Source organism: Halobacteriovorax sp. RT-1-1 (genome assembly GCF_047085455.1).
GTDB lineage: Bacteria > Bdellovibrionota > Bacteriovoracia > Bacteriovoracales > Bacteriovoracaceae > Halobacteriovorax_A.
On the sequence record NZ_JBKIXZ010000001.1, the window covers coordinates 898679 to 925216 of the forward strand.

Genomic DNA, 26538 nt, shown 5'->3' on the forward strand with positions numbered 1-26538 from the left:
TGGCCTATGAAGAAGCCGAGTCGTAGACTTGAAGTCCACGTTCCCAAAGCTTTAACAAGATAAACCAAAATACACCAGTGGCAACTACCATTAAAAGTAGGTAGTGCCACTTACTCATATCTAGTAAGAAATGAATAGGGGCCGAGCCTACAAGTAAAATTGGAACAAGAGTTGAAAAGACTCTCTTCGTTGCGGCACCATATATCAGATCTGGCCAACGCGAAAGTTGCTGCATCTGCATTCTAAAGAAGTTAATACCTACACCCTCTACCAACCAAAACATTGCACAGCTTATGACAAACTCGACAACTGCCAGTAGGGCCAAAGATAGGATTAACAGCAGAGGAACTAATAACCACTGAAAAAGAGAGAAATTGTTTATATTTGCATAATAACTAAATACTACAATTGCAGGAATTAAAGTCGGAATTGAGGAAGGCCTTACATTCCTAAAGAAGACACTAAAGATAGAACTTAGTGGCCTTAAGATTGTGTAGTCTAGCTGACCTGATTTTAAATCATCGCTAAAGCGCCAAAAATTCTGACTCAAAATAATCATGTGGAAGCCATCAACTAATAAGACATATGAGAGAAAGAGCATGAATTGGTTTCGATTCCAACCCATGACCATATCCACGTGATCAAAAATAAAATCAACAGTGAAGTAAGCCGAACCAAAGAACATAAGATCCATCATAACCATAAGAACAAAGCTCGTACGAAAGCTCATGGCCACGGCAGTACTTGTAGAGATAAATTTCTTATATACTGAAAGATAGTGTTTAATTTCCGAACTAAAACTCATTACATCCCCGCCGCTGTGTAAAGTTTAATCCCACGACGCCACGTTAATGCACTGATAACACTAACAAGGATTAGCCATGGAGATAGGACACTAAAAAAAGTTGCATAGCTTACGGCCTCTCCCATGAAAACCTTAATTGGATAGTAAGTTAGATAGGGAAATGGTGTATACATAAGGATTTCTCTAAAGAAGTCCGGATATAGTTCTAGCGGAATAATTGCACCTGATAAGAAAACTGTGATCATCTGAAGCATAACTCTCAATATCCATGTTTCTTCTAACCAAAATGCCATAACACCCGTTAAGTATTGTAGCGAGAACCAAAAGAGGCTTACAAAAAGACAAACCCCAACACCATTTAGTAGTGTCGGTAAGTCGACACTTGGTAAAATACCAATTATCGAAAACAAGAATATTGCAAAACCTGTTACAAATAATTGAATAATTTGAAAGCCAATAAATGAAGCGGTATGAAACTCCCAAAAATTAAAAGGGTAGATTAGATATGTTGAAATCCTTCCCATTCGAATATCAAGGGCCAAGTTAAGAGCAGTATGACCTTGGGCAAGTTGTGAAACCACAAAGGCCCAGACGTGGTACGTAAGCATCGCCTTAAGCGTATAGCCCTTAATTGTATCACTTCCTGTACTTTCAAAAATTGCCGTCCACAAGTTGTATTTGATAAAGAGAAACACCAGTGCCGGTCCAATTATTTGGAGGAAGAAATTTAGGCGGTATGCCGTGTACTTTACAATGGAGATCTTAATGGTTTGCCACCATTTTATAAGATTAGACATTACTTAGAATCTCCGGATTCTCCATGATCTTCTTCATTACTTTCTCAATTGGAAGTTTTTCCGTATGAAAATCAACAACTGGATATTTTGAAAGAATTGCCGCAGAAATCTCTGAAAGCTCTTCCTTATCAACTCTTAACTCTACACTTGAAGCATTATCTAAGAAGTCGCAATCAAGCTTTGACCAGAACTCTTCTTTTGTATCAATGGCCCTATCAAAGCTGAAGTATACTGATTTCTTATCTCCAAGGATCTTTTCAAGATTCTGAAGTGGGCCATCATATGCTTTTTGACCTTTTGAGATTAGAACGAGGTCTTTGCAAAGCGCCTGAACATCGGCCATGTAGTGTGATGTTAGAATAATCGATAGCTCATTTTTTGCGTGATATTCTTTTAAGAAATTTCTCATATTCTCTTGTGCTACTAAATCTAGTCCAATCGTTGGCTCATCTAAGAATAATACTTCTGGTTCATGGAGTAGAGATGCCATTAACTCAAGCTTCATTCTTTCCCCAAGAGAAAGCTTTCTTACGTGAATATGAAATAATTCTGTTACATCTAAAAGTTCACCCATGTAACCAAGCTTCTTTTTGAATTGGTCGTCTGGGATTTCATAATACTTTTGAAGTAATTGAAAAGAGTCCATGGCCGGAATGTCCCACCAAAGTTGAGATTTTTGCCCCATAACTAGAGCTATCTTCTTTCTGAACTCTTTGTCACGTTGCCAAGGTTTGTAGCCTGCAATTGTAACTTCTCCGCTTGAGGGAACAATAATTCCCGTAAGCATTTTCATAAGTGTTGTTTTTCCTGCTCCGTTAGGACCAAGTAAGCCTTTTATTTCACCTTTTTCAACTTTGAAGCTAAAGTCATTAACGGCATATTTTGTTATAGGGTTACGATTAAAGAACGATTTAATACTTCCTTTAAATCCTTCTTCTTTTTTATAACTAGTAAATTTCTTTGTGAGGTTATTTGTTTCAATCATTTTTACTTTACTCGCTAGCGTGTTGGTTAGTGTATTCGTACATGACAATACTTGCAGCAATAGAGACGTTTAAAGATTCTGTCATTCCATATTGCTTGATCTTTAGTCTTTCAATTCCAGGCATTTCTTTTAGTGGACCAAATTCTTCATGGCCAAAGATAAAGGCAGACTTCTTAGGAAGTTCACTTTCATTTAAAAATGTCTGTGCATTTGAATCGAGAGTAAGAGGAGTGTAGCCAAGTTCATTAATTCGCTCAATCGAATCTTCAATATTATCATAGAAGAATGTCTTTACTCTTTTGAGTGCACCTTTGGCAATGGTTACATCGAAGAACTTTGTTCCAACAATGTGAACTTCGTGAACACTATAGATCTCACATGACCTGAGTATCTTTCCAATATTAAAGCCACCCTTTAGATGATCTAAAATAATGATGATCTCATGTTGTCCGTGAACGGCCTTTTCTTTTGCTATTTCTAGTTCTTTTTCAAATTTCTTTTCTAAGAATTTTCTTGTTTTCTTGCTCATATGTCGGTTAAATTACGAAATAAATCGGAGGTTTGCAATGAACAATATCGAAGTCGCAGTTTTTGGAGCAGGGTGTTTTTGGGGTGTCGAAGAAACCTTTAGAAAGCTTGCGGGAGTCATTGAAACTGAAGTTGGCTACGCAGGTGGAAAAAGCGACCAAACGACTTATGAAGAAGTCTGTACTGATACAACTGGTCACGCTGAAGTAGTTAAAATTACTTATGATCCATCAATAATAAAGTTTGAAAACCTATTAGATATCTTCTTTAATAACCATAATCCAACTACTTTAAATCGCCAAGGCGTTGATGTTGGATCTCAATACCGTAGTGTGATTTTTTATAGTAACGAAGCACAAAAAGAAGCTGGAGCAAAGGCCATTAAAGAGCTTGAAGAAAGTGGTTGCTTTAAAAATCCAATTGTTACTAAACTTGAATTGTTGAATAATTATGTCGTTGCCGAAGAGTACCACCAAAAGTACTTGAAAAAGAAAGGACTTACGAGTTGTTCGCTATAAATTTACGTGAATTTATAAGTCTATGTTTTTATTGAAGCTGGCATATTACTATGGCACTTTTAAATTACCTAATTCAATAAAATCACTACGATTGACCCCTTTGTTCATATTTTAACTATCTGAAATTAGATCAAATTATTTTTCTCGTTAGAGTTTAGCGAAACCTTTGCATAATAGCTAAATAGCCAAAAGGGTTCCAGAGAGGGTTGCCCCTTGGTTAAATGACGAGGAGAACACAAATGAATATTGAAAACTTTAGAGAGACGTTTATTGCCCATGCAAGAGATGAGATTAAATCAATCGTTTCTCAATCGAAAATTAAAGGCGAGTTTAATTGTAATGTCTTTAATGAAAAATTAGAAATCATTTGGTCAGAGGCACAAATCAATGGCCTCACAGAGGACGAGTTCGCAACTATCGTTGAAGAAGTAATCCCAACTCAAATAGATAACGTTATTTTTCCATTTTCAAACGATATACCATTAGCGGCTTAAGGTCGTTATTACTTATGCTCGGGTATCGTTGACAACAGACGATGCCCCGGTATTTTCTAATAATTCTTCAGATTCACTTTCATCTTTTCTAATATTAGTAAATTTTGGCACAAGTGCGACAGATATAACAATAACCACTGATCCAGCAATCGCTGTAGGATCTAGCGTTTCCCCAAATAAAATATAACCAAATAAAGCTGCAAAGATTGATTCACTTAAGAAGACTAACCCTACAATGTGAGCAGGGATACTTCTTTGGGCCGTTATTTGCAGCGAGAATGCAATCAAAGAAGAAAAGATCGAAAGTATTAAGAATCCCCATAGTGGTGATGGGAAGTTAAATGGTGAGTTTGTATAAAGAACAGATAAGCTAGTCGGCCCTTCATAGATCAGAGCAAATACTAGGCCCATAAGTCCCATAAAAATACACTGCAGAAAATTGAAGCGAACAGCTTCAACATCATTAGCGTAGCGATCTGTAGCAATAATATGAAGAGAGAAGAAGACTGCCGAAGCAATAACAAAAATATCTCCCATATTAAAATTACTAAAGTCCATTCCGTTCATCATCATAATTCCAAGCATAGAAGTTGATAGTAGAAGCCAGAATGTTTTACGAACTCTTTGACCAAGAAAGAGAACGGAGATAATCGGCGTAATAATAGCGTAGAAAACAGTAAAGAAGCCGGCCTTTGCCATTGTTGTCATGGCAATACCAACAGTTTGGAGCTGAAGGGCCATCATAAGAAGTGCAGAGCAAATTAGACCACCCATAACTTCTTTTTTATTACCCGCTAGTTTTTTGAAATCATTTCTAAAAAATAAAATCACAAAGGCAAATGAACCAGCAAAGATATAGCGTAGTGAATTTGACCAAACAGGAGAATAGTCAGTTAGTGTAAATCGAGTTCCAGCAAAGCCAAGACCCCAGATTGCACAAGCAATACTTAATAAAATGATACCTTTCATGGCCTCAATATAGTTCGCTTTTAAAAAGAACACAATGAAGAGTTTCGACAGATGGACGAGTTCATTAGTTTTTATTTATTGCCAAGGAAAGCTGACAATAATTCACGATAATATCATGTATTTTTATTCATCTGAGTTAATTTAAGTCATTGAATTTATTGAATTGCATGAATTAATTCTTAGAAATTCAAAATTGCTGCAAAATGGATGAGTAGTAATAAAGTACACGTTACTTTTCTTTGTTACTTACCTTTACGGGGGACGTTCGAATGCAAAAAGACAATTTTAAACAAACTTTTTTAAATGAAACAAGAAATGAGGTGCAAGGGATTTATTTAGAAACAACATCAGACGGAGATTTCAATGCAGACCTTTTTTCTGAAAAATTATCGCCAATTTGGACAGCGGCTTCATTAAATGGCCTAGACGAATTTGAATTTATATCCTTGGTCGAGGATATTATTAATAAAGATGCCCAGGAAATTTACTACCCCTTTAGTTTAAACTACAAAACTGCGGCATAAGAGTAAGCTCCCATAGTGGGAGCTTTTCTTTTTCTTATAATAAAGAATCATCAACTAAATTTGGAAGTGTAACTTTTAAAAGAGGCTCTTTTTCCATAGCTCTCTTAATTGCAAAAGTCGCTCCTTCATTACGGGCCCAACTTCTACGATTAATCCCATTGTTTACATCCCAAAAAAGCATCGACTTGATTCGACGATCGCAATCTTCACTACCATCTAGAACCATTCCAAAACCACCATTGATTACTTCTCCCCATCCAACGCCGCCGCCGTTGTGAAGTGAAATCCAAGTTGCGCCTCTAAATGAGTCACCAACAAAGTTTTGAACGGCCATATCTGCTGTAAAACGTGAGCCGTCGTAGATATTAGAAGTTTCTCTAAAAGGAGAGTCTGTTCCTGAAACATCGTGGTGGTCACGACCTAGAACAACAGGTGCTTTTAGTTTTCCTTCGCGAAGTGCTTTGTTGAAAGCAAGAGCGATTTCAATTCTTCCATCACTATCAGCATAAAGAATACGTGCTTTTGAGCCAACAACTAGGTCGTTCTCTTTTGCACCTTTAATCCACGTGATATTGTCTTGCATCTGTTGCGTGATTTCACTTGGAGACTCTTGCATTAGTTTTTCTAGAACTTGTGTTGCCAGTTCATCTGTTAGATCAAGATCTTCTTGTGTGCTTGATGTACAAACCCATCTAAATGGTCCAAAGCCGTAATCAAAGCACATTGGCCCCATAATATCTTGAACATATGAAGGATACTTGAAGTCTTCAGTGCTTCCTTCTTTCATAATATCAGCACCTGCGCGAGATGCTTCTAGTAAGAATGCATTTCCATAATCGAAGAAGTACATTCCTTTATCCGCAAGTTTGTTAACAGCGTTTACGTGTCTCACTAAACTTTTTTGAACTTCTTTCTTAAATTGTTCAGGGTTACTTGCCATCATCTCATTTGATTCTTCAAATGAAAGATCCGCTGGGTAGTAACCACCGGCCCATGGATTGTGAAGAGAAGTTTGGTCAGAACCAATGTCAATTTGCAGATCACTTTCTGCAATCTTCTCCCATAGGTTAATAATATTACCTTGGTAAGCAAGAGAGACAGCTTCTTTATTTTCTTGAGCTTTCTTAATGCGAGCAATGATTTCGTCTAGGTCAGTGAAAACTTCATCAACCCATCCTTGCTCATGTCTTGTTTTAACCGCTTTTGGATTTACTTCAGCAACGACACCAATACAACCTGCAATAACCGCAGCTTTTGGTTGTGCTCCCGACATTCCACCAAGTCCTGCTGTAACAAAAACTTTTCCGGCCGTTTCTGTAATAGCTTCTTTAGAAATTTTTCTTAGAGCATTGAGTACAGTAATTGTTGTTCCGTGAACAATTCCTTGTGGCCCAATATACATGAATGACCCAGCAGTCATTTGTCCGTATTGAGTTACTCCTAATGCATTAAACTTTTCCCAGTCATCTGGCTTAGAGTAATTAGGAATCATCATCCCGTTTGTGACAACAACTCTTGGTGCATCTTTGTGCGATGGAAATAATCCTGCTGGATGACCAGAGTAGAGAACAAGCGTTTGTTCATCAGTCATTGTTGCAAGGTATTGCATCGTTAATAGATATTGCGCCCAGTTTGAAAAAACGCCGCCGTTTCCACCATAAGTAATTAACTCGTGCGGGTGTTGAGCAACAGCGTAATCAAGGTTATTTGAAAGCATCAACATAATGGCCGCTGCTTGTTTTGACTTATGTGGATATTCTTCAATTGAGCGTGCGTGAATTTTATAATCAGGGCGGTATCGATACATATAGATACGGCCGTATTTTTCTAATTCTTCTTTAAATTCTGGAAGTAGTTCAGCATGAAGCTCACTTGGAAAATAGCGAAGTGCATTTCTTAACGCTAGCTTTTCTTCTTCTTGAGATAGAATTTGTTTACGTTTTGGAGCGTGGTTAATATCCTCTTCATATTTCTTATATTTTGGTAAAGTCTTAGGAATACCCTCTAATATAGCTTCTTTAAAACTACTAGTACTCATTCTTAAATCCCCTTAAAATAAAGTATTTTAGAAGGTTTATACCACCAATGTAATGAAGTAAAAAGGATTGAGCGTCAATTGACGCTGCTTATTAACGAATAGATTGCCTTCAAGAAATTCTAACTTACTTGTGCTATAATACATATCTAACGAAAGGGGATTTATGCCAAAATTAGAAATAGGACAAGAGGTAGTATCGATTAACTTTGGAGTTGGCGTAATTACTGAAATCAAGGATATGAGCGGTTCAGAATTTTATATTATTGAATCATCTCAAGGTCGTTCAACAACAATGATTCCAACTGTTAAGAAGGATGCGTTTAGACCATTGAGTAGTCCAACAGAATTAGAAGAAACTCTCGATAAGCTTTCGCAAGACAGAGAGATTAGGCAGTTTGATTCTAAAAAGGATCGAATTAATTTCTTTAAATCAAATATTCAAAAGCAAGATATTGAAACGTTCATTGATAATATCCAACAATTACTTCAGATAACGGACAAAGGCTCGGCCGAATCAAAGTATTTAGAAATGCTTTTAGAGAATTTAACTGTGGAAGTTGGGGCAGTCTTTAACGAAGATATCAACCAAGCAAAAGAACGAGTGAACTCTTGCTTGGATGGTAAATTTAGTTTTTAAAATTAGTCTTGAACTGGATCTCTTAAGAATAGAATTCTTGTGATTCTGAAAACGTCTTCTCCACCGCAACCGTTCATGTGACAGTTGTTTGCTTCGTAGCACTGTTTTCTTGGATTATAGTTATAATCTTGATCACCACGAACAAGGATTCCTTCAACAAGACCTGTCTTTTCATTGAATACTGCTGAACCAGAGTTTCCAGAAAAAGTATCTAGGTTAGTTGAAAAGCTAAACCATTCATTTGCCTTGCGAACAAATGCACCATCAGCAACTTTTGATGGTAGACCAGAAGGGTGACCGATAACATATACTTGTTCACCTTTTTGGATTTCATCTCTTTTACGATAATCAAGAGGCTTGCGATCAGTTACTTCACGATTAAGTTCGATAACAGCAAAGTCTTCACCACTTGTGCGTCCAAGTCTTTGAGCAACAATTCTCTTACAGCTATAAACATTTTTTTCTAGAATTGTTCTAGCATCATCTTTTGGAGATTTTTTTGAATAATCAAATACCCAAAAGTTATCGTAACAGTCTGATTTTGAAGTCATACAGTGACCAGCAGTTACAACATATTGCTTATTATCTTTTTCTACTAGAAAGCCTGAACAGTCAGCAACATCAACTTGCTTATTAAATCTCTCACCATCACATAATTCAATTTTTGAATCATCAGCAAGGTAAGTGTTTTCAGTCTTTTTTGTTAATTTAGACTTAGGGATCATCGCTAAAGTAGACATTTGAGCATCTAATTTGTTTTGATCCGTTACTTCGAATTGATCAAGGCGATTATCTTCACCGTAAACAACTTTATCAATGGCCATCGTTGAAAAGTTAACAGTAAAAACAGCAGCTAGCAGGGCAAGTGAAAAGTTCATTTATTTATCCTTATTATGTGAGTGGCGCATTAAATCAATGACACATTAAAAAGTACAGAAAAGGGCCCTCAATAAAAAATTACAAATCCTTACATTATATGTAAATTATTTATGCTTGCTTATAACTATCTAAAATTACGTCTAAAGTTCAATGGACGAGAAGCCGATAAGTCCTTGAGATGAGAGACTTATGAAGAAAAATACAATTTTAATTTTTATATTTTTAGCTACCTTAAATACATCATGTCAGTTAACTAGTGGTGATTTTTTAAGTGGAAAGGCACAGGGAATGGCAAAGAGAGTCTCACGTGAAAGTGATATCCTTGATGTTGTAGACGATGTCGTGCGTGAAGAAGAAGGCCAGGGTGTTAATGAAGACCTACGTGGCCTCACTGATAATTATACAAACTTTCCAACTTCTTACGATATTACAGATTACATCAATGGCAATGTCAGTGCACTAGGAACACAGTGTGCAATGACTGATCATGAGCGAGAGTGGTCATTTGTTAGAAGTGTTGGAACAGGATCTATTGGAGCACGTAAAGTCTTGGCAACGATTTATCAGTCATGTGAGCCAATTGATACAGTTATTGATTCGCGCACTCCTAGCTTAAGTGGTGTTTCAACTCAAGAAGCGACTTTCAGCGATGGAACAGATTTTAAGCAAAGAGTTGTTCATGATGTAGGAGCAATGGTTCGTTCTCATGAGGTTTTAAGAAAACTTGATGAAGACTCAGGCTATCCTGGTGAGGGTTGTATTGATGCAACTAAGGTTCCACCTGTTTACGGTTATGGCTCACGTAAAGGACTGCGCAGTAATGAGATTAACCTGTTCACTCGAGGCCAAGGGGTATCAAGAGAAGGTGCTAGGGCATCAGGAATTGATTGTTCAGAATTCATCTCAGCAGCATATGCAGCAGAGGGGCTTAAGTTTACTAGTAACGATAGAGACTATCGTTCACTAACGACAACTTCTTTGCATGATACTGTTAGAAGTAAGAACTCATGTATTAAGCCGGTTAAGTTTAAATTACCATATTCAATTCGATCAGGTGATATCATTAATGTGAAGGGGAGCCACGTAATTATGGTTGATACGATTGGGGAAGACCCTCTGGCCATTAGAAAGTTTTCTGAACTCGGTCGATGTGATGATATTACAATCAGTGACTTTAATTTCACTTATATTCATAGTGGGGCCTTAAAGAATTATGGCCCGGCAAGAGTTGATGCAAGAACTCATGCAACTCATCGTTCGACTATGTTTGCTAATTTAAGAGCACAAGCAGTTGCCTCATGTAAGGCGATTTTATCTGAACAAGAATATTCAAATGAGATGATGTCTGGACGTTTTAGTATTTTAAGACATAATTCTGAAGACGCTGCATGCTACTATGATGAACCGGCAAAACTTAAAGGTGAGAGCTGTATTAATCAGTGTCTTCAAGACAAATTAAAAGAGGCAAAAAATGTTTAGGTTATTATTTGCTACATTTATATTAGCTCAATTTGCTTTTGCTAACGATATTTGTCCATCTAATAAGGATGTTAAAAAGGTCGCAGCGCAATTAGTAGAGATTGAGATGAGCGGTATCAGGTTAATAGATGGTGCTAAAGATGATTGTCTGAAATCAAAGTATCAAAAATATTATCGTTTCAATAAGGACCCTGATTACGATGCGCCAAAATCATTACAATATTTGGCCACGTCAGAAAAAGCAATAAAGATTTCAGATGTGAAGCTTATTGATAAAGATGTTCATGCATATGAAGCAAATTACTCTGTTAATGTAGAAGATTTAAAAGGGAAGAAGAGTGTCGTGAAAGATAGCATTCGTTTCTACATTAATGTCTCAAAAAGAGCACAGCAAGGTGATGGTTGTGCGTCAGTCATAGAGCCTGCAAAGAAATTAATTTTATTAAAATCATGTAAGAAATAAAAAAGCTCCTTTCGGAGCTTTTTGTTTATCAGAAATTTAAGCAAGCTTTACTAGGCTAGCTAGTGCATCTCTTGCACCATCTTCATTTAATTGTTTACTGTAGTTTGTTAGAAGTTTACGTCCAACAATATGTAGACCAATAAATGACAGTTGATTTTGCATTGCCTGAATAACGTATTGACCACCGCCACCAGAGTGAGTTCCTAATACTGCTGGCTTATCAACAAATGCCTCACGCCAAGATTCACCACCTGAGCGAGATATCCATGCAATTGCATTAATAAATGAAGGAGTAACTGATCCATTATACTCCGGAGTTAAGAAAACAAATCCTTTTGCAGCGATAAATTTATCAGTAAGTTTTACACCGTCGGCCGGGATTCCATTCTTTTCTTCTTCAGCTGTATATAGAGGTAACTTATAGTCACTTAGTTTTACGATTTCAAATGACTTCCCCGTTTCTTGTGCTAGCTCAAGAATCTTATCTGCCATCTTAAGGTTCATTCCGTCACTTGAAGTGACGATTAAAAAATCACTCATTTTCTCTCCTGATTCGTTATTCTAATTCTTTTATAAGTAATAATGCTCTTTGCCCTAAGATAACCTTAGAGTTTGGAAAAATCATTCGTAAATTGTCTTCCGGAGCTTTGTACTCTTCGTTATTTTGCGTAAAAATATGATGTCCTTTTTTAAAAGGCGTAAAATTTGCGCTCTCTTCTTCATCAAATGTGAAACTAAAGTCATCATATTCTTTATTGATTGATTCATAGATTGAAAAAGCTTTAGGAAAAGGTTTCTGCACGAGTTCTTTTGAACTTAAGAGCTTTTCAATAGTTTCTTGTGCTGCTTTAAATTTACCTTCTGGATTTTTGCCAAAAGGATACACTTTTCCAAGTTCAACTGTTGCACTAAAAGCATTGAATTTTTCGAAAGTAAACGAACTAAAGACCGTCGACTCTTTATGTGAAAATAGAGATGCTTCAACTTCCATATTGGCCAGGGCCAGATTAAACTCTTCATCTCGTTTACGATCTTTAGACTTTGGCACTAATGCAAAGCGCTCCATTTCACTCTTCTTTAAGGCGCAATGTAAGTCAAAGTGAAAGAGCTGTTTTTGTTTATACTTGGCTACAAATTGATAACAACGTTGCTCAATCACATTGGCTCTTCTTGCTTCATAATTATCAGATAACTTCTTATAGGCTCCGTTAAAGCAGCGATTTAGATTATATTCACTAAAACGCTCACCAATATTCATTGCTCTCGGATTACCAAAGATAATAAGAGTAGGGGAAGTAAGTACGATCTCGTCATTGTATATTTTCTCTAATATCTCATTCGTAAATTCGATAGGGGCCGTTTCATTTCCGTGAATTCCACATGAAATAATATAAGTATCATCTGTCTCAATAGACTTTGGCGTAACTTCAATAATACCCGTATCATGAATTTCAAATTCACTAAAATTAGAATTAAATGATTTTGGCGCAAGTCCGTTTTCATTTTTTCGAGTAAGCTTTAAGAAATTTAATTCATTCATTAGAATTCCTAGACTCTCTTTGCACTAAAGCCCATTGAGGTTAGTTCATCAACGATTTCTTTTATATGAAGATGTCCTCTGGTTTCAAGTGAAAATTCAACTTCTGTTTCTCCAAGTACACTAGTCGTAAATGCTCTATTGTGGTGAATTTCAAGAATATTAGCTTGTTTAGAACCAATAATATTAGAAATTTTAGCAATTGTTCCTGGCGTATCTGGAACATTGACAATAATCGAACATGAGCGACCAGAAGTTATAAGACCTCTTTCGATAATTCGATCTAAGATATTTAAATCAATATTTCCACCGCTTACGACGAGGACAACTGTTTTACCTTTAATATCCTTGAATTGATCATATAAAAGGGCCGCTACTGAAGTTGCACCTGCACCTTCGCAAAGAACCTTCTCATACTCAAGAAGTGTAACAATAGCATGTGAAATTTCGGTTTCTTTAACCGTTACAATTTCATCTACATATTTTTTTACAGTATTAAATGTATTATCAAGAACTGTCGTTACAGCAATTCCATCAGCAATTGTTTTTCTCTTATCAATTGTAACAATTTTATCTTGTTCAATTGATGTTTTCATTGCTGGCATTTCAACTGCTTCAACGCCCACAATTTTTGCTCGGCTACCACTTTCTTTTAGGGCGGTTGAGATTCCCGAGATAAGGCCACCTCCACCAATTGGAATGGCTACAAGATCAACATCTGGTAGTTCATCAAAAATCTCTAAACCGATAGTTCCTTGACCTGCGATAATATCTTTATCATTGAAAGGATGGATGAAGACCTGGCCGGATTCTCTTTGAATCTCCAAGGCTTTTTGATAAGCATCATCATAGAAATTTCCGTGTAAGATAACCTCAGCACCAAATTTCTTTGTTCCTTGAATTTTTGCAAGAGGAGTGGACTCTGGCATAACAATTGTTGCTTGAATCCCAAGCTGCTTTGCCGCAAGAGCAACACCTTGAGCATGATTTCCTGCTGAAGATGCGATGACTCCCTTATCTTTTTCCTCTTTTGTAAGCTTAGAAAGACGATTAAGGGCCCCTCTGATTTTATAGGCTCCAGTTAACTGTAGATTTTCTAGCTTTAAATAAACCTGGCAATCAAACTTCTCACTTAAAGTTGTTGAGTAGGTTAGTGGTGTTTTTATAATACGATTTTCAATTGCAAGTCTTGCATCTTGAATATCACTTAGCGTTACATTGGTTGTTGTCATAAGGAGATCTTACTTCTTTTCGTAATCAACTTCAAATGTGTTCTCATCAATTTGAATAGGGCCATTTTTAGTCCCCTCATGACGGGCCTGAGCATTATAGGCGTTGCCAGAATATGACGAGAAACCACCACCATTTTTAAATGAATAGAATTGAACATTGCCACTTTCGATTGAACTCATAAAGAACTTCTTTAGGTAGATCAGCCAAAGATGGCGAGTTAACGGAAGTACCATTGAAAGACCTAGAACATCTGTTAAAAAACCCGGAGTTAAGAGCAGTAGTCCACCTCCAAAAACAAGTAGTCCATGGATAAAACTATTTGCTGGAACTCGCCCCTGAGAAAGTTCTCCTTGAATTTTTGCGAGAAGGGCCGCTCCTTGTGACTTCGCTAGTGCTGCTCCAATTACACCTGTAATCAGAACTAGTAGAAAAGTATTTCCTCCACCAATTTGACCACCTATCGAAAAGAGTAGGTAAATCTCAATTGCTGGAATAACTGTGAATAACATTACTAATATTGGAAACATGGTACCTCATTTATTTTTGTGTACCTATAAGATGGGATGAAAGAAATTATTGTCAAGGTTGGGAATTTCGAAAGCTCGAAATTCCCTTGATATCTTATTGAAATTAAATAGATTTTAAGTTCTTTGAATCGTAAACCCAACCTTTATGAGTTGAGCCTTTAAGATAGTTTTTGAATTCAATTTGAACCCAATCACCATCAGTTTTTATGATTTCTACGCGTGTATTTGGTGCGACAACCTCTAGTTTTTCACCTTTTGTGCTTGGGATTGCTCTAAGGTTAAGATACTTAACTGGCGTATGATATTTTTTTTCAACAGCTGCTACTACTGGCTTAACTATCTCTTTGGTAATAACTTGTGTCTTTGGTTCAGACTTAAAGATCATTGCACTAACCAATAGCGAAGTCGCAATGATTGAAGCCGCTATATAAAGGGGCTTTTGATCTTTTTGGCGATTTGAAGAATCAGCTTCTTGAGCTGGCTTCATCTCAATTTGCTCACGAACATTCTTTTGATTAATGATAATAGATTGAAGAAGCGACTCAAGTCTTTCAAATTTTTCATTTACTTCTTTTGTTTCGAATCTTCTTTCTAGGTCTTCGATCTTTTTATAGAGATTATCTTTCTTATCTTCTCTATTTATATTAGCTACATGAGTTTCAACATCTGAGGCGATTACCGTTTGTGTTGTGGATTGTAATAGATTAGAAATAGGGCCACTTGATGCTTTCTTCTCATTCTTTTCAAGCAGGCTTGAAAAGTTGAAATTCCCTTGAAAATCATCATTCATAAATTGTGCGGCTTTTTTTAACGAGTTTTCTAGATTTCTCTTAGAATCAACACTCTCTTTCATTAAACTTCCTTGTCATAAATTTTAATTACTTAAAGAGTGTAGAGAATAGTTTTAAACTTGAAAAGTTTTTAAATACTCTTTCACATCCGCTTGCGCGCTTAAGAAATATTTCTTTTCTAGAACGAGTGCATTGGCAATATAGCTAATCTCATTTGATTCAACATTATCAACTTCACCGTCAGCTGCAGCAATTGCAAAGAGGGCCTTTAGGACTTGGTAGCGCTCTTGTTGAGACATGATATCCACAAGAGGCTTACAGTAACTTCTCGTATCAAGGCCCGAGAGCTCTTTCATTTTTTCAATTGAGTATTCAGTTATTAACTCAGCTTCTTGCGAGTTTAATTGAGTCATTCCTGTAATGATCTTTTGCATTTTCGTTATCTCACTCTGACTAACGTGAAAATCAGAGTAGGCAATACGAGCAAGTAATCCACAAATACAAGATATAATAACTTTCCTTTCATCGTTCATTGTAGGAAATTTCTTATTTAAATAGGAATGTATCTGATTAATCGAATTTGATTCGTGATCGGCCTTCAGAGATTTGAAAAATTCGAAGAAGTTCATTATGGACCTTTTTTAGAGATTTTCAGTCGTATATACCTTGTAAAGAGTAACACAGATAGGCGATAATGGAAAAAAAGAAAATAAATTTAGCAAAGTCGAGGAAGTAATTTGAATAAGTTTGAAGTTGGCGATATTGACATTAGAAAAATGAATACCATCTTTAGTACACAAGAGGATGGTGATGTAGCACTAGAAGATAAAGTAAAGGTAAAGAAGCCTTCAAAATATCATGTCATCCTACATAATGATGACTATACGACAATGGAGTTTGTCATTTGGGTATTGATGCATGTCTTTAACAGGAGTCAAGAAGAGGCCATGAAGATAATGTTAGATGTCCACAATAATGGTCGAGGAGTATGTGGAACCTACTCATACGAGGTTGCTGAGACAAAGATGAATAAGGTTATGTCAGAAGCAAAGAAAGAGGGTCACCCACTGCTTTGTACTGTTGAGCCTGAATAGGCACAGGAGAAATATAAATGATGTCAAAAAAGCTAGAAACCATCATTAATGAGTCAATTCAAAGAGCAAATTCTTTGAAGCATGAATATTTGACTCTAGAGAATGTTCTTTTATCTCTTCTTGCAGATGAAAATGTAAGAGAAGTAATTGAATATTGTGGTGGCGATCTTGAAGAAATTGAAAGTGAGCTAAATGAATTTATCCACGATGATTCAAATTTTAGTATTCTATCAGATGATCAAATTGAAACACTTTCTAAACAACAATTCGTTAACGATGAGTTAAGAGAGTTGGCACGAGAAAATGGTATTGTCTATCAACCAGAAATATCAATGTCACTTCAAAGAGTGATTCAAAGGGCCGCGATTCATGTGCAATCAAGCGGAAAAAGTCAGATATTAGGAATTAATTTATTAGTTTCTCTGTTCCAAGAGAAAGAAAGTTTCGCACTTTACTCTCTTCAAAAGCAGGGTATTGAAAGATTTGATATTGTTAAGGCCATCTCACACGGTCTTGGCCCTGAGGATGAAGAAGAAGTTCCTCGCATTGAATATGTTGAAGGCGAGGAGCCTCAATCACGAAATAAGAAAGGCGACTCTTTCTTAGCTAAGTTCACTGTGAATTTGAATGAACTTGCCAGAGAAAATCGAATAGATCCTCTTGTTGGTAGAGAAGAAGAAGCTTTAAGAATTGTTCAAATTCTTTGTCGTCGTCGTAAGAATAATCCTCTTTTAGTTGGTGAAGCTGGTGTTGGGAAAACAGCAATTGTTGAAGGACTGGCCCAGAGGATTGTAGAAGAAAAAGTTCCAGATATTTTAAAGGGAACAACTATCTTTAATCTTGATATGGCCGCCTTGGTTGCAGGTGCAAAATTTAGAGGTGATTTTGAGCAAAGAGTAAAAGGTGTCATCAAAGATCTAGAGAATTTAGATAAAGATGGTAAGAAGGCCATACTTTTTATCGATGAAATGCATACCGTGATGGGTGCAGGTGCTACCTCTGGTGGTAGTATGGATGCATCTAACTTGTTAAAGCCGGCCTTAAGTCGTGGAGTTGTTAGAATTATTGGTTCCACTACTTACGCAGAACATAGAAAGTTTATTGAAAAAGATCCTGCTTTTAATCGTCGTTTTCAAAAAATTGATGTGGATGAGCCTTCAAATGAAGACACAATTGCTATCTTAAAAGGATTGCGTCCAAAGTTCGAGTCTTATCACGGAGTTAAAATCTCAGACAGTGTCATTAAAGAAGCCGTTGCTTTAACATCGCGCTATCTTATGGATCGTAAAAATCCTGATAAATCGATTGATGCCATTGATGAAGCAGGTGCTTTAAACCAAATTAGACCTGAAAATAAAAAGAAGTCTTCAATTACAAAGAAGGATATTGAGGATGTTGTCGCTAAAATGGCCAATATTCCAAAAATAACAGTTGAAACTACTGAAAAAGATAAGCTAAAGGATCTAAATAAAAATCTTAAGATGCTTATCTTCGGACAAGATCATGCAGTTGATGAAGTATCACAGGCCATCTATATGTCTAAGTCAGGTCTTGGTGATGAAGGCAAACCTATTGCGAGTTTCCTATTTGCAGGGCCGACTGGAGTGGGTAAGACAGAACTAGCGAAGCAGCTCTCAATTCAGCTTGGTTGTCACCTTGAACGCTTTGATATGTCAGAATATATGGAAAAACATTCTGTCAGTAAGTTAATTGGTTCTCCTCCGGGCTATGTTGGTCATGATCAAGGTGGATTATTAACAGATGCTGTTAAGAAAAACCCACATTCTGTCCTTTTACTTGATGAAATTGAGAAGGCCCATGTCGATATTTATAATATTCTTTTACAAGTTATGGACCATGGATCACTAACAGATTCACAAGGTAGAACAACAGACTTTACTAATACAGTCATTATTATGACTACAAATGCTGGTGCAAAAGAGATGGATAGTGGCTCTATTGGCCTTGCCAAGACATCTTCAAAGAATATTGGAAAGAGAGATCAGACCATTAAGAACTTTTTTAGCCCAGAATTTCGTAACCGTTTGGATGGAATTGTCCATTTTGAGAAACTTTCTACAGAATACATTGTTAAAATTGTTGAAAAATTCGTTTCACAACTAGAAATTAAGTTAGCGGCCAAGAATATTGAGATCGTTTTAAGTGAAGATGCAAAAATTTGGCTAGCAGAAAATGGTTTTGATGAGAAAATGGGTGCTAGACCAATCGCTCGAATCATAGATCAGAAGCTTAAGAAGCCAATTTCTACTGAGGTTTTATTCGGAAGTCTAACTCAAGGTGGAAAAATAGAAGTCGTCGTTGAAAATGATGACTTAAAATTGAAATTCTAATCTTTTTAACATTCTAAAAACAATCAAACTTACATTTTTTAAATGATGAAACTGCCCTGAAAGGGCAGTTTTTGCTTATTCTTTGAAAAAAAAATGAAAAAAAATTTCGCTTAATTTTTTTATAAGAGTAAGCTCGAAACTAACGTCTATCAGGAAGATTTGAATGTTTTATCTTTTTATGAAAAGCCGTGCTGTCGGCTCGTTTCGACGTTTTCTTTAAAAATAATGTAAAGTAATTTCAAATTTAATCCGAAGTTAAAAAAGAACATAGGGAAATAAAAAAGATGCTTATGCTTATCAAAAAGTAATTTTTTATTTGCACACAAATAAAATTATGTTTACCATAAACATAAGTATTGAAAAAACCAGGAGGATGTCAATGGCAGTTAAGAAAACTACTAAAAAGACAACTAAGAAAAAAGTAGCTAAAAAAGCTACAAAAAAAGTAGCTAAGAAAGCAGCAAAGAAAACTGCAAAGAAAGCTACAAAAAAAGTAGCTAAAAAAGCTACTAAGAAAAAAGTTGCTAAGAAAGCTACAAAGAAAGTAGCAAAGAAAGCAACTAAGAAAGTTGCAAAGAAAGCTACTAAAAAAGTAGCAAAGAAAGCAACTAAGAAAGTAGCAAAGAAAGCAGCAAAGAAAACTGCTAAGAAAGCTACAAAAAAAGTAGCTAAAAAAGCTACGAAAAAAGTAGCTAAGAAAGCAACTGCTAAGAAAGCTACAAAAAAAGTTGCAAAGAAAGCTACAAAAAAAGTAGCTAAGAAAGCAACTGCAAAAAAAGCGACTAAAAAAGTAGCTGCTAAGAAAGCTACAAAAAAAGTTGCTAAAAAGAAGTAAGAAGCACTTTTCTTAATTCAATAATGAGTGGGCCCGCTTATAGCGGGCCTTCTTATTTTCAAATCTATTTACATTCCACCTAAAAACATCTAAAAAAAGACCATATTATCGCCAGATTTTACAGCTGTTACGATAAAAAGAACTCAATGATTTCAACATGTTACAACTTTTAACGTTGTAGTATTTTCCTTGGTTTTGTCGTTATTTCAGCTACTTATATATATTTCATCTCCTCATTTTGCCCGTAGGTAGGGCAGGGAAAATGAAAAGAAAGGCGATAGAAGGAAAATTCATGACAACAGATATTTCTCCAACTGGTTTAGGCGTAAGTAAGCAAAATCACGTAGCTTCATCATTTATAGATGAAAAGTCAGGTGATCGCATTGTTCAACTAGGGGATGTATCGTTTCCTCCACGTAAGGTTTGGATGAAAACTTACGGTTGTCAGATGAATTATCATGATACTGAACGTATTCTTTCTCACTTAAAAAACTTAAATTTCTCTCATACTGAAGAATTAGAAGAGGCCAGTCTGGTTCTTTTCAATACTTGTGCAGTTAGAGAACTAGCAAATAATAAATTTTATTCACAATTAGGTGAACTTAAACATCTAAAGCAGCAAAAAGGTGATGACCTGGTTATTGGAGTTGGTGGATGTGTTGCCCAAACAGAGGGAAAAGATCTTGTAAAAAAATTCAAGCATCTAAACTTCGCCTTTGGTCCAGATACAATTGATACAATTAACGATATGGTTTATCGCACTTATGCAGGTGATGATAAATTTTCAGTAAATACTTGGGATCGTTCTAGTAACTTTTCCATTGAAACAAAAATTAATCATGGAACTCCACAAGCATTCGTTAATATCATCAAGGGTTGTGATAAATATTGTACTTACTGTATTGTTCCTTATACTCGTGGACGCGAACGCTCAAGAAAGCAGGCCGAGATTGTTGAGGATGTAAGAAGACTTGTTGAATATCAAGGTGTTCAAGAGGTGATGCTTCTTGGCCAAAACGTAAACTCGTTTGGAAAGGAAAATGGGGAGCGTCTGTCTGATTTAATTATGGATCTAGATCAAATCAATGGCCTAGAGATTTTAAGATATACAACATCACATCCTTACGATGTATCTGATGATCTAATCGCAGCTCATGGGGCGGCAAAGAAATTATCAAAACATTTACACCTTCCAGTTCAATCTGGTTCAAATACAGTTCTTCAAAGAATGAATCGTGAGTACACAAAAGAGCATTACCTAGGTCTTTTAGAAAAACTACGTACCGCTCAACCAGATATCGTTCTTTCGACAGATATTATCTGTGGTTTCGTAAATGAAACTGATGAAGAACACAAAGAGACTTTAGATCTTTTAGAAAGAGCACAATTTGATTTCATTTACTCATATGTTTACTCTCAAAGAAGTAAAACTCGTGCAGCTAAGATGGAAGATTTTCTAACTCAAGAGATTCGTAAGTCACGTCTTCACGAAGTACAAGCTTTTCAACTTGCTATTCAAGAAAAGATTCGCGCTAAGATGGTTGGTAATGAGTACCGCGTATTAGTCGAAGGCTCAAATACAATGAAAGGTGAGACTAAATGGAAGGGAAGAACGAATTGTAATCGTCTGATTCACTTTAAAGGTCCTAAGGAAAATGAAGAGTTAAACCTTAAGTGGCACTGGGTTGATGTTAAGTGTACGTCGACTACTGCACTTTCTTGTCAGGGTGAACTACTTCAAGATCATGGCCGTCGCTTAAGTAAGTAGTTGTAATTACGAAGTGAAATGGAGTTCTTTGCCTAAATAAGCATTAGTAACTTCCTAAGTTGTAAAATATCCTTGAGTATTTTTTGGGGATATTATGAAATTACGCTTACTTTTACTTTGCAAAATGACGTTCTTAGCTTTGTTAACGATTAATTCACAGGCCTTAACAGAACTTGATCTCGACTTTAATTACAAGAAGAATATTTTTGGTCTCGATCGTGAGTCTTACGAAACGACTCGTATGTATGCAGGCTCTGTTACTTTCTACTTTCTTTCAAAGACAGGTATCGAACTTAATATTTCTCAGTCAGAAAATGAAATTATCGGAAAATATGATAACTCAGGTCTTTCAACAGGACTTGTAATTGAAAATGAATACACCAATATTAAAACTCAAAGCTTTGGTATCGGGATAAGACAAGCTCTTTCAAGTCGTAAATCATTTCTTCAACCGCTAATCTCTCTTGGTTGGAGTCGCCAGCAGTATACTCTTTATTCAACAACTTTAGTTAAGGACTTAGATACTTCGACCGAATATCTCATCAAGTCCGGAAAAGAGAAGTCTAGTTACGATGCAATGTTTGGGGCATTTGCTTTAAAGGTCATGCTAACAAGAACTTTCTCAATAAAGGGCTCAGTAAGAACGGTCTTTCGTGCTTTTGAATTTGAACAAGCGAGAGATCAGTTAAGTTACAATGCTGGGATCTCATGGTTGTTCTAAACAGACTTTTTCTTCTCTCAATTTTATTCACGAGTTTATCTTGTGCCAAAATAAGTTATCTAACTGAGCAGGGCATAGGACAAGTTGATATTCTTTGGAGTGCTCGAGCTAATCAGGATGTCTTAAAAGACCCGAAGGTTAGTGAAGAATATAAGAATAAAATTAAACAAATCGAAACCTATAAAAAGTATTTCTATGAATACTGGAAAAGGCCTACTACAGATATTTATTCTAAGACGACACTTTTAAAATCTCGTGCAGTTACTTATCTCGTTATAGCTTCTAGACCTAATGAGATAAAGGCCCGCAAAGAGTGCTTCACTTTCTATGGATGCTTTCCTTATCTTGGATTTTTCAAAGAGGAATCTGCAATGGAGTTTGCAAAGGAGCTTGAAAGAGACGGATATGAAACTTATACAAGAGATGTACTGGCCTATTCGACACTTGGAAACTTCAATGACCCAATTCTTTCTTCTTTTTTTGAATATGGAAAGTACAGCTTAACTGAAACAGTCTTTCATGAACTATTTCATACAATCTTCTTTGCTAAGAATGAAGTCGACCTAAATGAAAACCTTGCCAACTACTTTGGTGAGCAAATGCTTATTGAGTATTACAAGAATGATAAAGAACTGGTCAAATATTTCAAGAATCTCGAGTTAAATGCAAAGCTCAAGAAGGCCGTTACGATTCACGCTAAAAACCTCAAGGAAATTCTTAAACAAGATGCCTGGGAGAGTAAGAAGAAAGATTATCTTACGATAACAATGCCCAAAGAACTAAGTATGCTTTGTTCTAGTCTTGAGGTCACAAATTGTTGGCCTGCAAAAATGGAGTGGAACACAGCATCTTTGGCAGCTTTTATGACTTATGAGAAAAGTCAGTCTCAAATTGGCGAATATGCTAAGAGATTTAATGGTGATCTAAAAGCACTCTTTGCAAATATTGAACAACGCTATCAAAAGTACCTTGAAGATGACGTGGAAGGTAGCTTTGAGGACTATCTTTTTAATTTCAAATCGCTGAATTAATGTTATCTTTCTTGATATGAAAAACAAGAAACACTTATTCTTTATTGATCCAATTGAAAAACTTGTCACAAAGAAAGATTCGACAATCTTAATTGCTCTAACGATGCAAGAAAGAGGCGAGGATGTTTATGTTCTTTTTGAAAAAGACTTCTTTGTCCAAAATGCTAATGGCATTCAGTTTGACTGTTACCGCATTAGTGGAAAGATCAATGAAAGTTTCTATGTTGAAGATTTCAAAGTAGAAGATGATTCACAAGTTGTTTCAATTGATTCAAATACAGCAATTCATATGAGAATTGATCCACCATATGATTCGCGCTATCAGCGCTACCTTTGGATGCTTAATTTCTTAACTGAGATGTATGGTGTTCAGGTTTTAAATAATCCATTAGGAATTATGAAACATAATGAAAAGCTTTCGGCCTATACAAGAGAGCTTAGCCTTGATAGCTATGTAGGAACTTCTCTTGCTGGTGCTAAAAAGTTTGTTGCAACTCTTGCTTCTCGTGGGGTCCAAGAATTGATTTTAAAGCCTCTTGATCTTTATCAGGGTATTGGTGTGCAAAAAGTAGGCTTGGACGGATTTGAAGGGCATTTTAAGGCCAAATGCGATGAGTTTAAAGGGCCAGTTGTTGTACAAGAGTTTGATGCTTCTGTTATTGAAGGTGAAATTCGCACAATTTTCTATCGTGCTAACGAACTGGGAACAATCCTAAAGGTCCCAAAAGAAGGCGAGTTCCTTGCCAATATTGCTCAAGGAGCAAAGTATTCTGCCGTCGAATTAGATCCTGAAGTAAAAGCAGAATGTCAGCATATTTGCGAAAAGCTTATGGCCGACGGAGTTGATTTAATTGCTTTTGATATTCTTGGTGGAAAGATTTCGGAAGTAAACGTAACGTGTCCGGGATTAATGGTGGAGGTTTCTTCTGCTATGAAAAGAAACCTCGCACTTGAATTATTTAGATAATTACATTCTTGGAGCTGAAGCCGGAAAGTCTTTTGTATAGTCAGTTGAAAATTGAAGATCGAAGCCTACACAGTCATTATCCCATACTCGGGCCATTGGGCAGTAACCATTCACTTCAGCGCTACTTTGACTATAACCTTGATTTAAATAGAACTGACAAGACCAGTCCCATTGAACATCAAGAACATCCACAATGATTGGGCCTGTTGTTGTTGGAAGTGAGTAGCTAGAAAACTCTTTAACTTTCGAAACTTCTTCGTTTGCGATATCACCAAAAGTTACACTTCTAATCATATTTGATTCACAGCTTTCACCTTGAGCGCGAATACATAACTTAATTCTTAATTTCTTATATTGTTGTGGATTATAGTGACATTTTTCTCCATAGGCATCTGTCGTTCCCTGTGTAGGAGCTGTTCTTGGACGTACACGAATATTAAATCGAGAGTCTGTATAGAGCATGGCCTGACCATTTCCAAGAGAAGTCGAAGACCACATCACATTTGATCCAGAAGATACACGTGAGCTACCACGAAGAACAATAGTTCCTACAGTGTAGAAGTTTGTCGTCTGGCCATCGCCATCAGCTGTTCCTTCTTCGTTACCGTCTCCATAACCATCACCACTATCGGTTTGTTCATTATTGCCACTATCATCGCTGTCACTTCCACCGTTACCCCAGTCCCAGCCGCCATTTCCGCCGCTTCCTGAGTTACCGTTATCCCAACTATTTCCGTTAGAGTTATTATAATTAGCTCTAGAATTAGTCGGTTGAGTACAACTCGTTAATGTCATGAGTACTAAAGTTCCCAATAATATAAATTTTCTCATGTAATCCTCGTTCTTACATTTCCTCACTATTTTATCGGTAATCTATTGAATATACTTTAATCTTCACTTAAGTGTTTAAAATCGCAGTAGCATTTTTTCTAAAGCTTGCTAAAATTATTATGTGTTAGTTAAAAAAGAACTTATTCGAAAATTAGTGGATGAATTTTATCAAGTGGCAAATTACTTGATTCAAGATCAATTGCAGGCAATGCAACTTATTATTGATGTGGCCACTGGCCATGTTCAACAAGGTAATCAAGTTCTATACAAGATAGATAACGAATATTTTGAACATCAATTTCTAATAAAATTAATTGGTCTAGCTAAACAACGAAGTGAGCAAATCTTAAATAAAAAGAATAGCGAAATCGATAGTGTTGAGAAAAGGGCCTGTGTTTATCTTTTTGAGTTCAAAGGGGAGAGTGTTGAGAGTATTGCACAAACTCTTAAGATATCTCAACAAGAGGTTCTATCTTATATTGATCAATTATCCCATAATAGAATACATTTAAATGAGAGCTTTGATGGAAGAACAATTAATTAATAATAATTTTAAAAAGTGCTTCTTCTCAAAGCAAATGACTTATTTAGAAAGTCGTGACTTTGTGAAAAATGAACAACATCTTTCTCAATGTCTAGACTGTCGCCAAAAACTTCTTGAGTACGATTTAAAAAAACAAGATTTGATCAATGATTTTAATTCTTATAAAGCTAACTCTGAGGTTGAGGAGCTGCTTTTTAGAGAGTTAGATGAATTGATACCTGATTTAGAAGAAGAACAAATAAAGGGGAGTCCTGTCTTAAAAAAGCGTCAGTACAAACTCTCAGTAAAAGACTTCTTTATCTTTCTTACTTTTGGTATTCCAAGAAAATTACAATTGATTATCGTGGCAACGATAATCTTAGCGGCGTGTATTTACTGATAGAGTGAAGATAGCATAGTACTTTCCATCTTCGTCTTTTAGATCTTTTACAATATTAGGAATCTTATTCATTTTCCCTAAAGCTGTTTCAAAGATTTTATGGATATCATCATCTTCTGATGACTTAAGAATTTTTACAATTTCAGCATTTCCTTCTTCATCGTAACGTACAACGGCCCTTAATTCTTGCGCTGAAGCTGAGCGTAGACTCTCTTGAACATAAGGCCTTTCTGTTACTCGATTTCTCACCGAAATTTGAACAGAGTTGATATACTGAACAGCAACACGCTTATAGAAAGCATAGAAAACCTTCTCGAACTCATTCAGTTTGTCGGGGCTAATACCTTTAGGCGGTAGAAAACTTACAGTTGCTTCTTGAACGTGTGATAGTTCATTAGTCCAATTAGCTTCTTTGAAGCTTTCTTTTGAAATCCTTCTTTGGGTAATCTGATTCTTTTGAACGGATTCCTTTTTAACTGTTTCAACAATTCTTTTTTCTTCTTTCTTTGATAGGGCAGAAGATCGACTTTTTACTTCCTGATCAACGCGTTTGATTTCTTTTTCAGTATAAGAAGGTTTTCCATAGGCAAGTTGACCAAAAAGGTTTTGGTTATCCTGGGCCTTATCGAGTCCAATCTTTCTAACTTCAATTTGTTTGAACTTGAGCTTAATTGGTTCTTCCTGGGCCAGTTTCTTCGAATTGTCAGCATCGAGTACTAAACTTAGTACCAATGCATGTAAAACGAGGGAAAATAGGATTGTAATATAGTTGATCATTTTTCTCCGGCCGGATTTATCTATAAAAATTGTACC

The 26538-nt window shown here is 36.1% G+C and carries 30 protein-coding genes; 15 read left to right on the forward strand and 15 right to left on the reverse strand.

Annotated elements, in window-relative coordinates; translation table 11 throughout:
• Positions 1-4: 4 nt before the first annotated feature.
• Genes ACMAWV_RS04460 through ACMAWV_RS04475 form a run of 4 tightly spaced genes read right to left on the reverse strand, consistent with a single transcriptional unit; the run spans position 5 to position 3116 of the window.
• Positions 5-805, reverse strand: a complete 801-nt coding sequence (locus ACMAWV_RS04460) for an ABC transporter permease (RefSeq protein ID WP_103216446.1) — start codon at positions 803-805, stop codon at positions 5-7.
• The gene (locus ACMAWV_RS04465; RefSeq protein WP_103216447.1) at positions 805-1602 is read right to left on the reverse strand and encodes an ABC transporter permease; all 798 of its coding nucleotides are present in this window, start codon (positions 1600-1602) and stop codon (positions 805-807) included. The genes ACMAWV_RS04460 and ACMAWV_RS04465 overlap by 1 nt, the downstream gene beginning before the upstream one ends.
• Positions 1595-2587 (reverse strand): ABC transporter ATP-binding protein, encoded by a 993-nt coding sequence (locus ACMAWV_RS04470; RefSeq protein WP_103216448.1) that lies wholly within the window; start codon positions 2585-2587, stop codon positions 1595-1597. The genes ACMAWV_RS04465 and ACMAWV_RS04470 overlap by 8 nt, the downstream gene beginning before the upstream one ends.
• 7 nt (positions 2588-2594) lie before the next feature.
• A complete protein-coding gene (locus tag ACMAWV_RS04475) occupies positions 2595-3116 on the reverse strand; it encodes a TrmH family RNA methyltransferase (protein WP_412469865.1) in 522 nt (173 codons plus the stop codon).
• Positions 3117-3153: 37 nt separating this feature from the next.
• Between ACMAWV_RS04475 and msrA the strand changes: the two genes are divergently transcribed.
• Both msrA and ACMAWV_RS04485 read left to right on the forward strand, forming a co-directional pair.
• The gene (gene msrA / locus ACMAWV_RS04480) at positions 3154-3633 is read left to right on the forward strand and encodes a peptide-methionine (S)-S-oxide reductase MsrA (RefSeq protein ID WP_412462930.1); all 480 of its coding nucleotides are present in this window, start codon (positions 3154-3156) and stop codon (positions 3631-3633) included.
• Positions 3634-3872: 239 nt separating this feature from the next.
• A complete protein-coding gene (locus tag ACMAWV_RS04485; protein ID WP_103216451.1) occupies positions 3873-4127 on the forward strand; it encodes a hypothetical protein in 255 nt (84 codons plus the stop codon).
• Between the two features lie 12 nt (positions 4128-4139).
• On the opposite strand, the gene ACMAWV_RS04490 is transcribed toward ACMAWV_RS04485, so the two are convergent.
• Positions 4140-5096, reverse strand: coding sequence for a DMT family transporter (locus tag ACMAWV_RS04490; RefSeq protein WP_412469864.1), 957 nt, complete (start codon positions 5094-5096; stop codon positions 4140-4142).
• A 269-nt stretch (positions 5097-5365) separates the two neighbouring features.
• Between ACMAWV_RS04490 and ACMAWV_RS04495 the strand changes: the two genes are divergently transcribed.
• Complete coding sequence (locus ACMAWV_RS04495) at positions 5366-5620, forward strand: hypothetical protein (protein ID WP_103216453.1); 255 nt, start codon at positions 5366-5368, stop codon at positions 5618-5620.
• A 34-nt stretch (positions 5621-5654) separates the two neighbouring features.
• Here ACMAWV_RS04495 and ACMAWV_RS04500 read toward each other — a convergent pair whose 3' ends face one another.
• Positions 5655-7658 carry a urocanate hydratase gene (locus ACMAWV_RS04500; RefSeq protein WP_412469863.1) on the reverse strand — a complete coding sequence of 668 codons (2004 nt, stop codon included), beginning with the start codon at positions 7656-7658 and terminating at the stop codon, positions 5655-5657.
• A 163-nt stretch (positions 7659-7821) separates the two neighbouring features.
• Here ACMAWV_RS04500 and ACMAWV_RS04505 point away from each other — a divergent pair, with 163 nt between their 5' ends.
• Positions 7822-8295, forward strand: a complete 474-nt coding sequence (locus ACMAWV_RS04505) for a CarD family transcriptional regulator (RefSeq protein ID WP_103216455.1) — start codon at positions 7822-7824, stop codon at positions 8293-8295.
• Between the two features lie 2 nt (positions 8296-8297).
• Here the strand turns inward: ACMAWV_RS04505 and ACMAWV_RS04510 are convergent, their stop codons facing one another.
• Positions 8298-9173, reverse strand: a complete 876-nt coding sequence (locus ACMAWV_RS04510; protein ID WP_412469862.1) for a trypsin-like serine peptidase — start codon at positions 9171-9173, stop codon at positions 8298-8300.
• Positions 9174-9363: 190 nt separating this feature from the next.
• Here ACMAWV_RS04510 and ACMAWV_RS04515 point away from each other — a divergent pair, with 190 nt between their 5' ends.
• Positions 9364-10653, forward strand: a complete 1290-nt coding sequence (locus ACMAWV_RS04515; RefSeq protein WP_412469861.1) for a hypothetical protein — start codon at positions 9364-9366, stop codon at positions 10651-10653.
• Positions 10646-11116 carry a hypothetical protein gene (locus ACMAWV_RS04520; RefSeq protein ID WP_103216458.1) on the forward strand — a complete coding sequence of 157 codons (471 nt, stop codon included), beginning with the start codon at positions 10646-10648 and terminating at the stop codon, positions 11114-11116. The genes ACMAWV_RS04515 and ACMAWV_RS04520 overlap by 8 nt, the downstream gene beginning before the upstream one ends.
• A gap of 36 nt (positions 11117-11152) precedes the next feature.
• Here the strand turns inward: ACMAWV_RS04520 and ACMAWV_RS04525 are convergent, their stop codons facing one another.
• The 6 genes from ACMAWV_RS04525 to ACMAWV_RS04550 form a co-directional block, all read right to left on the reverse strand.
• Positions 11153-11656, reverse strand: a complete 504-nt coding sequence (locus tag ACMAWV_RS04525; RefSeq protein ID WP_103216459.1) for an NADPH-dependent FMN reductase — start codon at positions 11654-11656, stop codon at positions 11153-11155.
• Positions 11657-11672: 16 nt separating this feature from the next.
• Entirely contained in the window at positions 11673-12656 is a 984-nt protein-coding gene (locus tag ACMAWV_RS04530; RefSeq protein ID WP_412469860.1) for a succinylglutamate desuccinylase, read from the reverse strand.
• A gap of 8 nt (positions 12657-12664) precedes the next feature.
• Entirely contained in the window at positions 12665-13885 is a 1221-nt protein-coding gene (gene ilvA / locus ACMAWV_RS04535) for a threonine ammonia-lyase (RefSeq protein WP_412469859.1), read from the reverse strand.
• A gap of 9 nt (positions 13886-13894) precedes the next feature.
• Positions 13895-14413: an FxsA family protein gene (locus ACMAWV_RS04540; protein ID WP_103216462.1), complete on the reverse strand. Its 519-nt coding sequence runs from the start codon at positions 14411-14413 to the stop codon at positions 13895-13897.
• Positions 14414-14516: 103 nt separating this feature from the next.
• Positions 14517-15266 (reverse strand): SH3 domain-containing protein, encoded by a 750-nt coding sequence (locus tag ACMAWV_RS04545; protein ID WP_392991008.1) that lies wholly within the window; start codon positions 15264-15266, stop codon positions 14517-14519.
• A 51-nt stretch (positions 15267-15317) separates the two neighbouring features.
• Positions 15318-15737 carry a TerB family tellurite resistance protein gene (locus ACMAWV_RS04550; protein WP_412469858.1) on the reverse strand — a complete coding sequence of 140 codons (420 nt, stop codon included), beginning with the start codon at positions 15735-15737 and terminating at the stop codon, positions 15318-15320.
• Between the two features lie 204 nt (positions 15738-15941).
• Here ACMAWV_RS04550 and clpS point away from each other — a divergent pair, with 204 nt between their 5' ends.
• The 7 genes from clpS to ACMAWV_RS04585 all read left to right on the forward strand — a co-directional run bounded on the left by clpS (position 15942) and on the right by ACMAWV_RS04585 (position 23971).
• Positions 15942-16298 (forward strand): ATP-dependent Clp protease adapter ClpS, encoded by a 357-nt coding sequence (clpS, locus tag ACMAWV_RS04555; RefSeq protein ID WP_255407607.1) that lies wholly within the window; start codon positions 15942-15944, stop codon positions 16296-16298.
• 17 nt (positions 16299-16315) lie between these two features.
• The gene (gene clpA, locus ACMAWV_RS04560; RefSeq protein ID WP_103216465.1) at positions 16316-18649 is read left to right on the forward strand and encodes an ATP-dependent Clp protease ATP-binding subunit ClpA; all 2334 of its coding nucleotides are present in this window, start codon (positions 16316-16318) and stop codon (positions 18647-18649) included.
• Positions 18650-19028: 379 nt separating this feature from the next.
• Positions 19029-19484 (forward strand): histidine biosynthesis protein HisIE, encoded by a 456-nt coding sequence (locus ACMAWV_RS04565; RefSeq protein ID WP_103216466.1) that lies wholly within the window; start codon positions 19029-19031, stop codon positions 19482-19484.
• Between the two features lie 262 nt (positions 19485-19746).
• On the forward strand, positions 19747-21252 hold the full coding sequence (gene miaB / locus ACMAWV_RS04570; protein WP_412469857.1) for a tRNA (N6-isopentenyl adenosine(37)-C2)-methylthiotransferase MiaB: 1506 nt from the start codon (positions 19747-19749) through the stop codon (positions 21250-21252).
• A gap of 94 nt (positions 21253-21346) precedes the next feature.
• A complete protein-coding gene (locus ACMAWV_RS04575) occupies positions 21347-21973 on the forward strand; it encodes a hypothetical protein (RefSeq protein WP_103216468.1) in 627 nt (208 codons plus the stop codon).
• Positions 21961-23004: an aminopeptidase gene (locus tag ACMAWV_RS04580; protein ID WP_103216469.1), complete on the forward strand. Its 1044-nt coding sequence runs from the start codon at positions 21961-21963 to the stop codon at positions 23002-23004. Before ACMAWV_RS04575 ends, ACMAWV_RS04580 begins: the two co-directional genes overlap by 13 nt.
• 16 nt (positions 23005-23020) lie before the next feature.
• Positions 23021-23971, forward strand: coding sequence for a hypothetical protein (locus ACMAWV_RS04585; RefSeq protein ID WP_392991013.1), 951 nt, complete (start codon positions 23021-23023; stop codon positions 23969-23971).
• On the opposite strand, the gene ACMAWV_RS04590 is transcribed toward ACMAWV_RS04585, so the two are convergent.
• A complete protein-coding gene (locus tag ACMAWV_RS04590) occupies positions 23972-24802 on the reverse strand; it encodes a hypothetical protein (protein WP_412469856.1) in 831 nt (276 codons plus the stop codon). It lies immediately after the preceding gene.
• 121 nt (positions 24803-24923) lie between these two features.
• Between ACMAWV_RS04590 and ACMAWV_RS04595 the strand changes: the two genes are divergently transcribed.
• Positions 24924-25346, forward strand: a complete 423-nt coding sequence (locus ACMAWV_RS04595) for a hypothetical protein (protein WP_392991017.1) — start codon at positions 24924-24926, stop codon at positions 25344-25346.
• Positions 25327-25725 (forward strand): hypothetical protein, encoded by a 399-nt coding sequence (locus ACMAWV_RS04600; protein WP_103216473.1) that lies wholly within the window; start codon positions 25327-25329, stop codon positions 25723-25725. Before ACMAWV_RS04595 ends, ACMAWV_RS04600 begins: the two co-directional genes overlap by 20 nt.
• Here the strand turns inward: ACMAWV_RS04600 and ACMAWV_RS04605 are convergent.
• On the reverse strand, positions 25705-26502 hold the full coding sequence (locus tag ACMAWV_RS04605; protein ID WP_103216474.1) for a hypothetical protein: 798 nt from the start codon (positions 26500-26502) through the stop codon (positions 25705-25707). The two genes, ACMAWV_RS04600 and ACMAWV_RS04605, sit on opposite strands and share 21 nt — an antisense overlap.
• Positions 26503-26538: the final 36 nt, after the last annotated feature.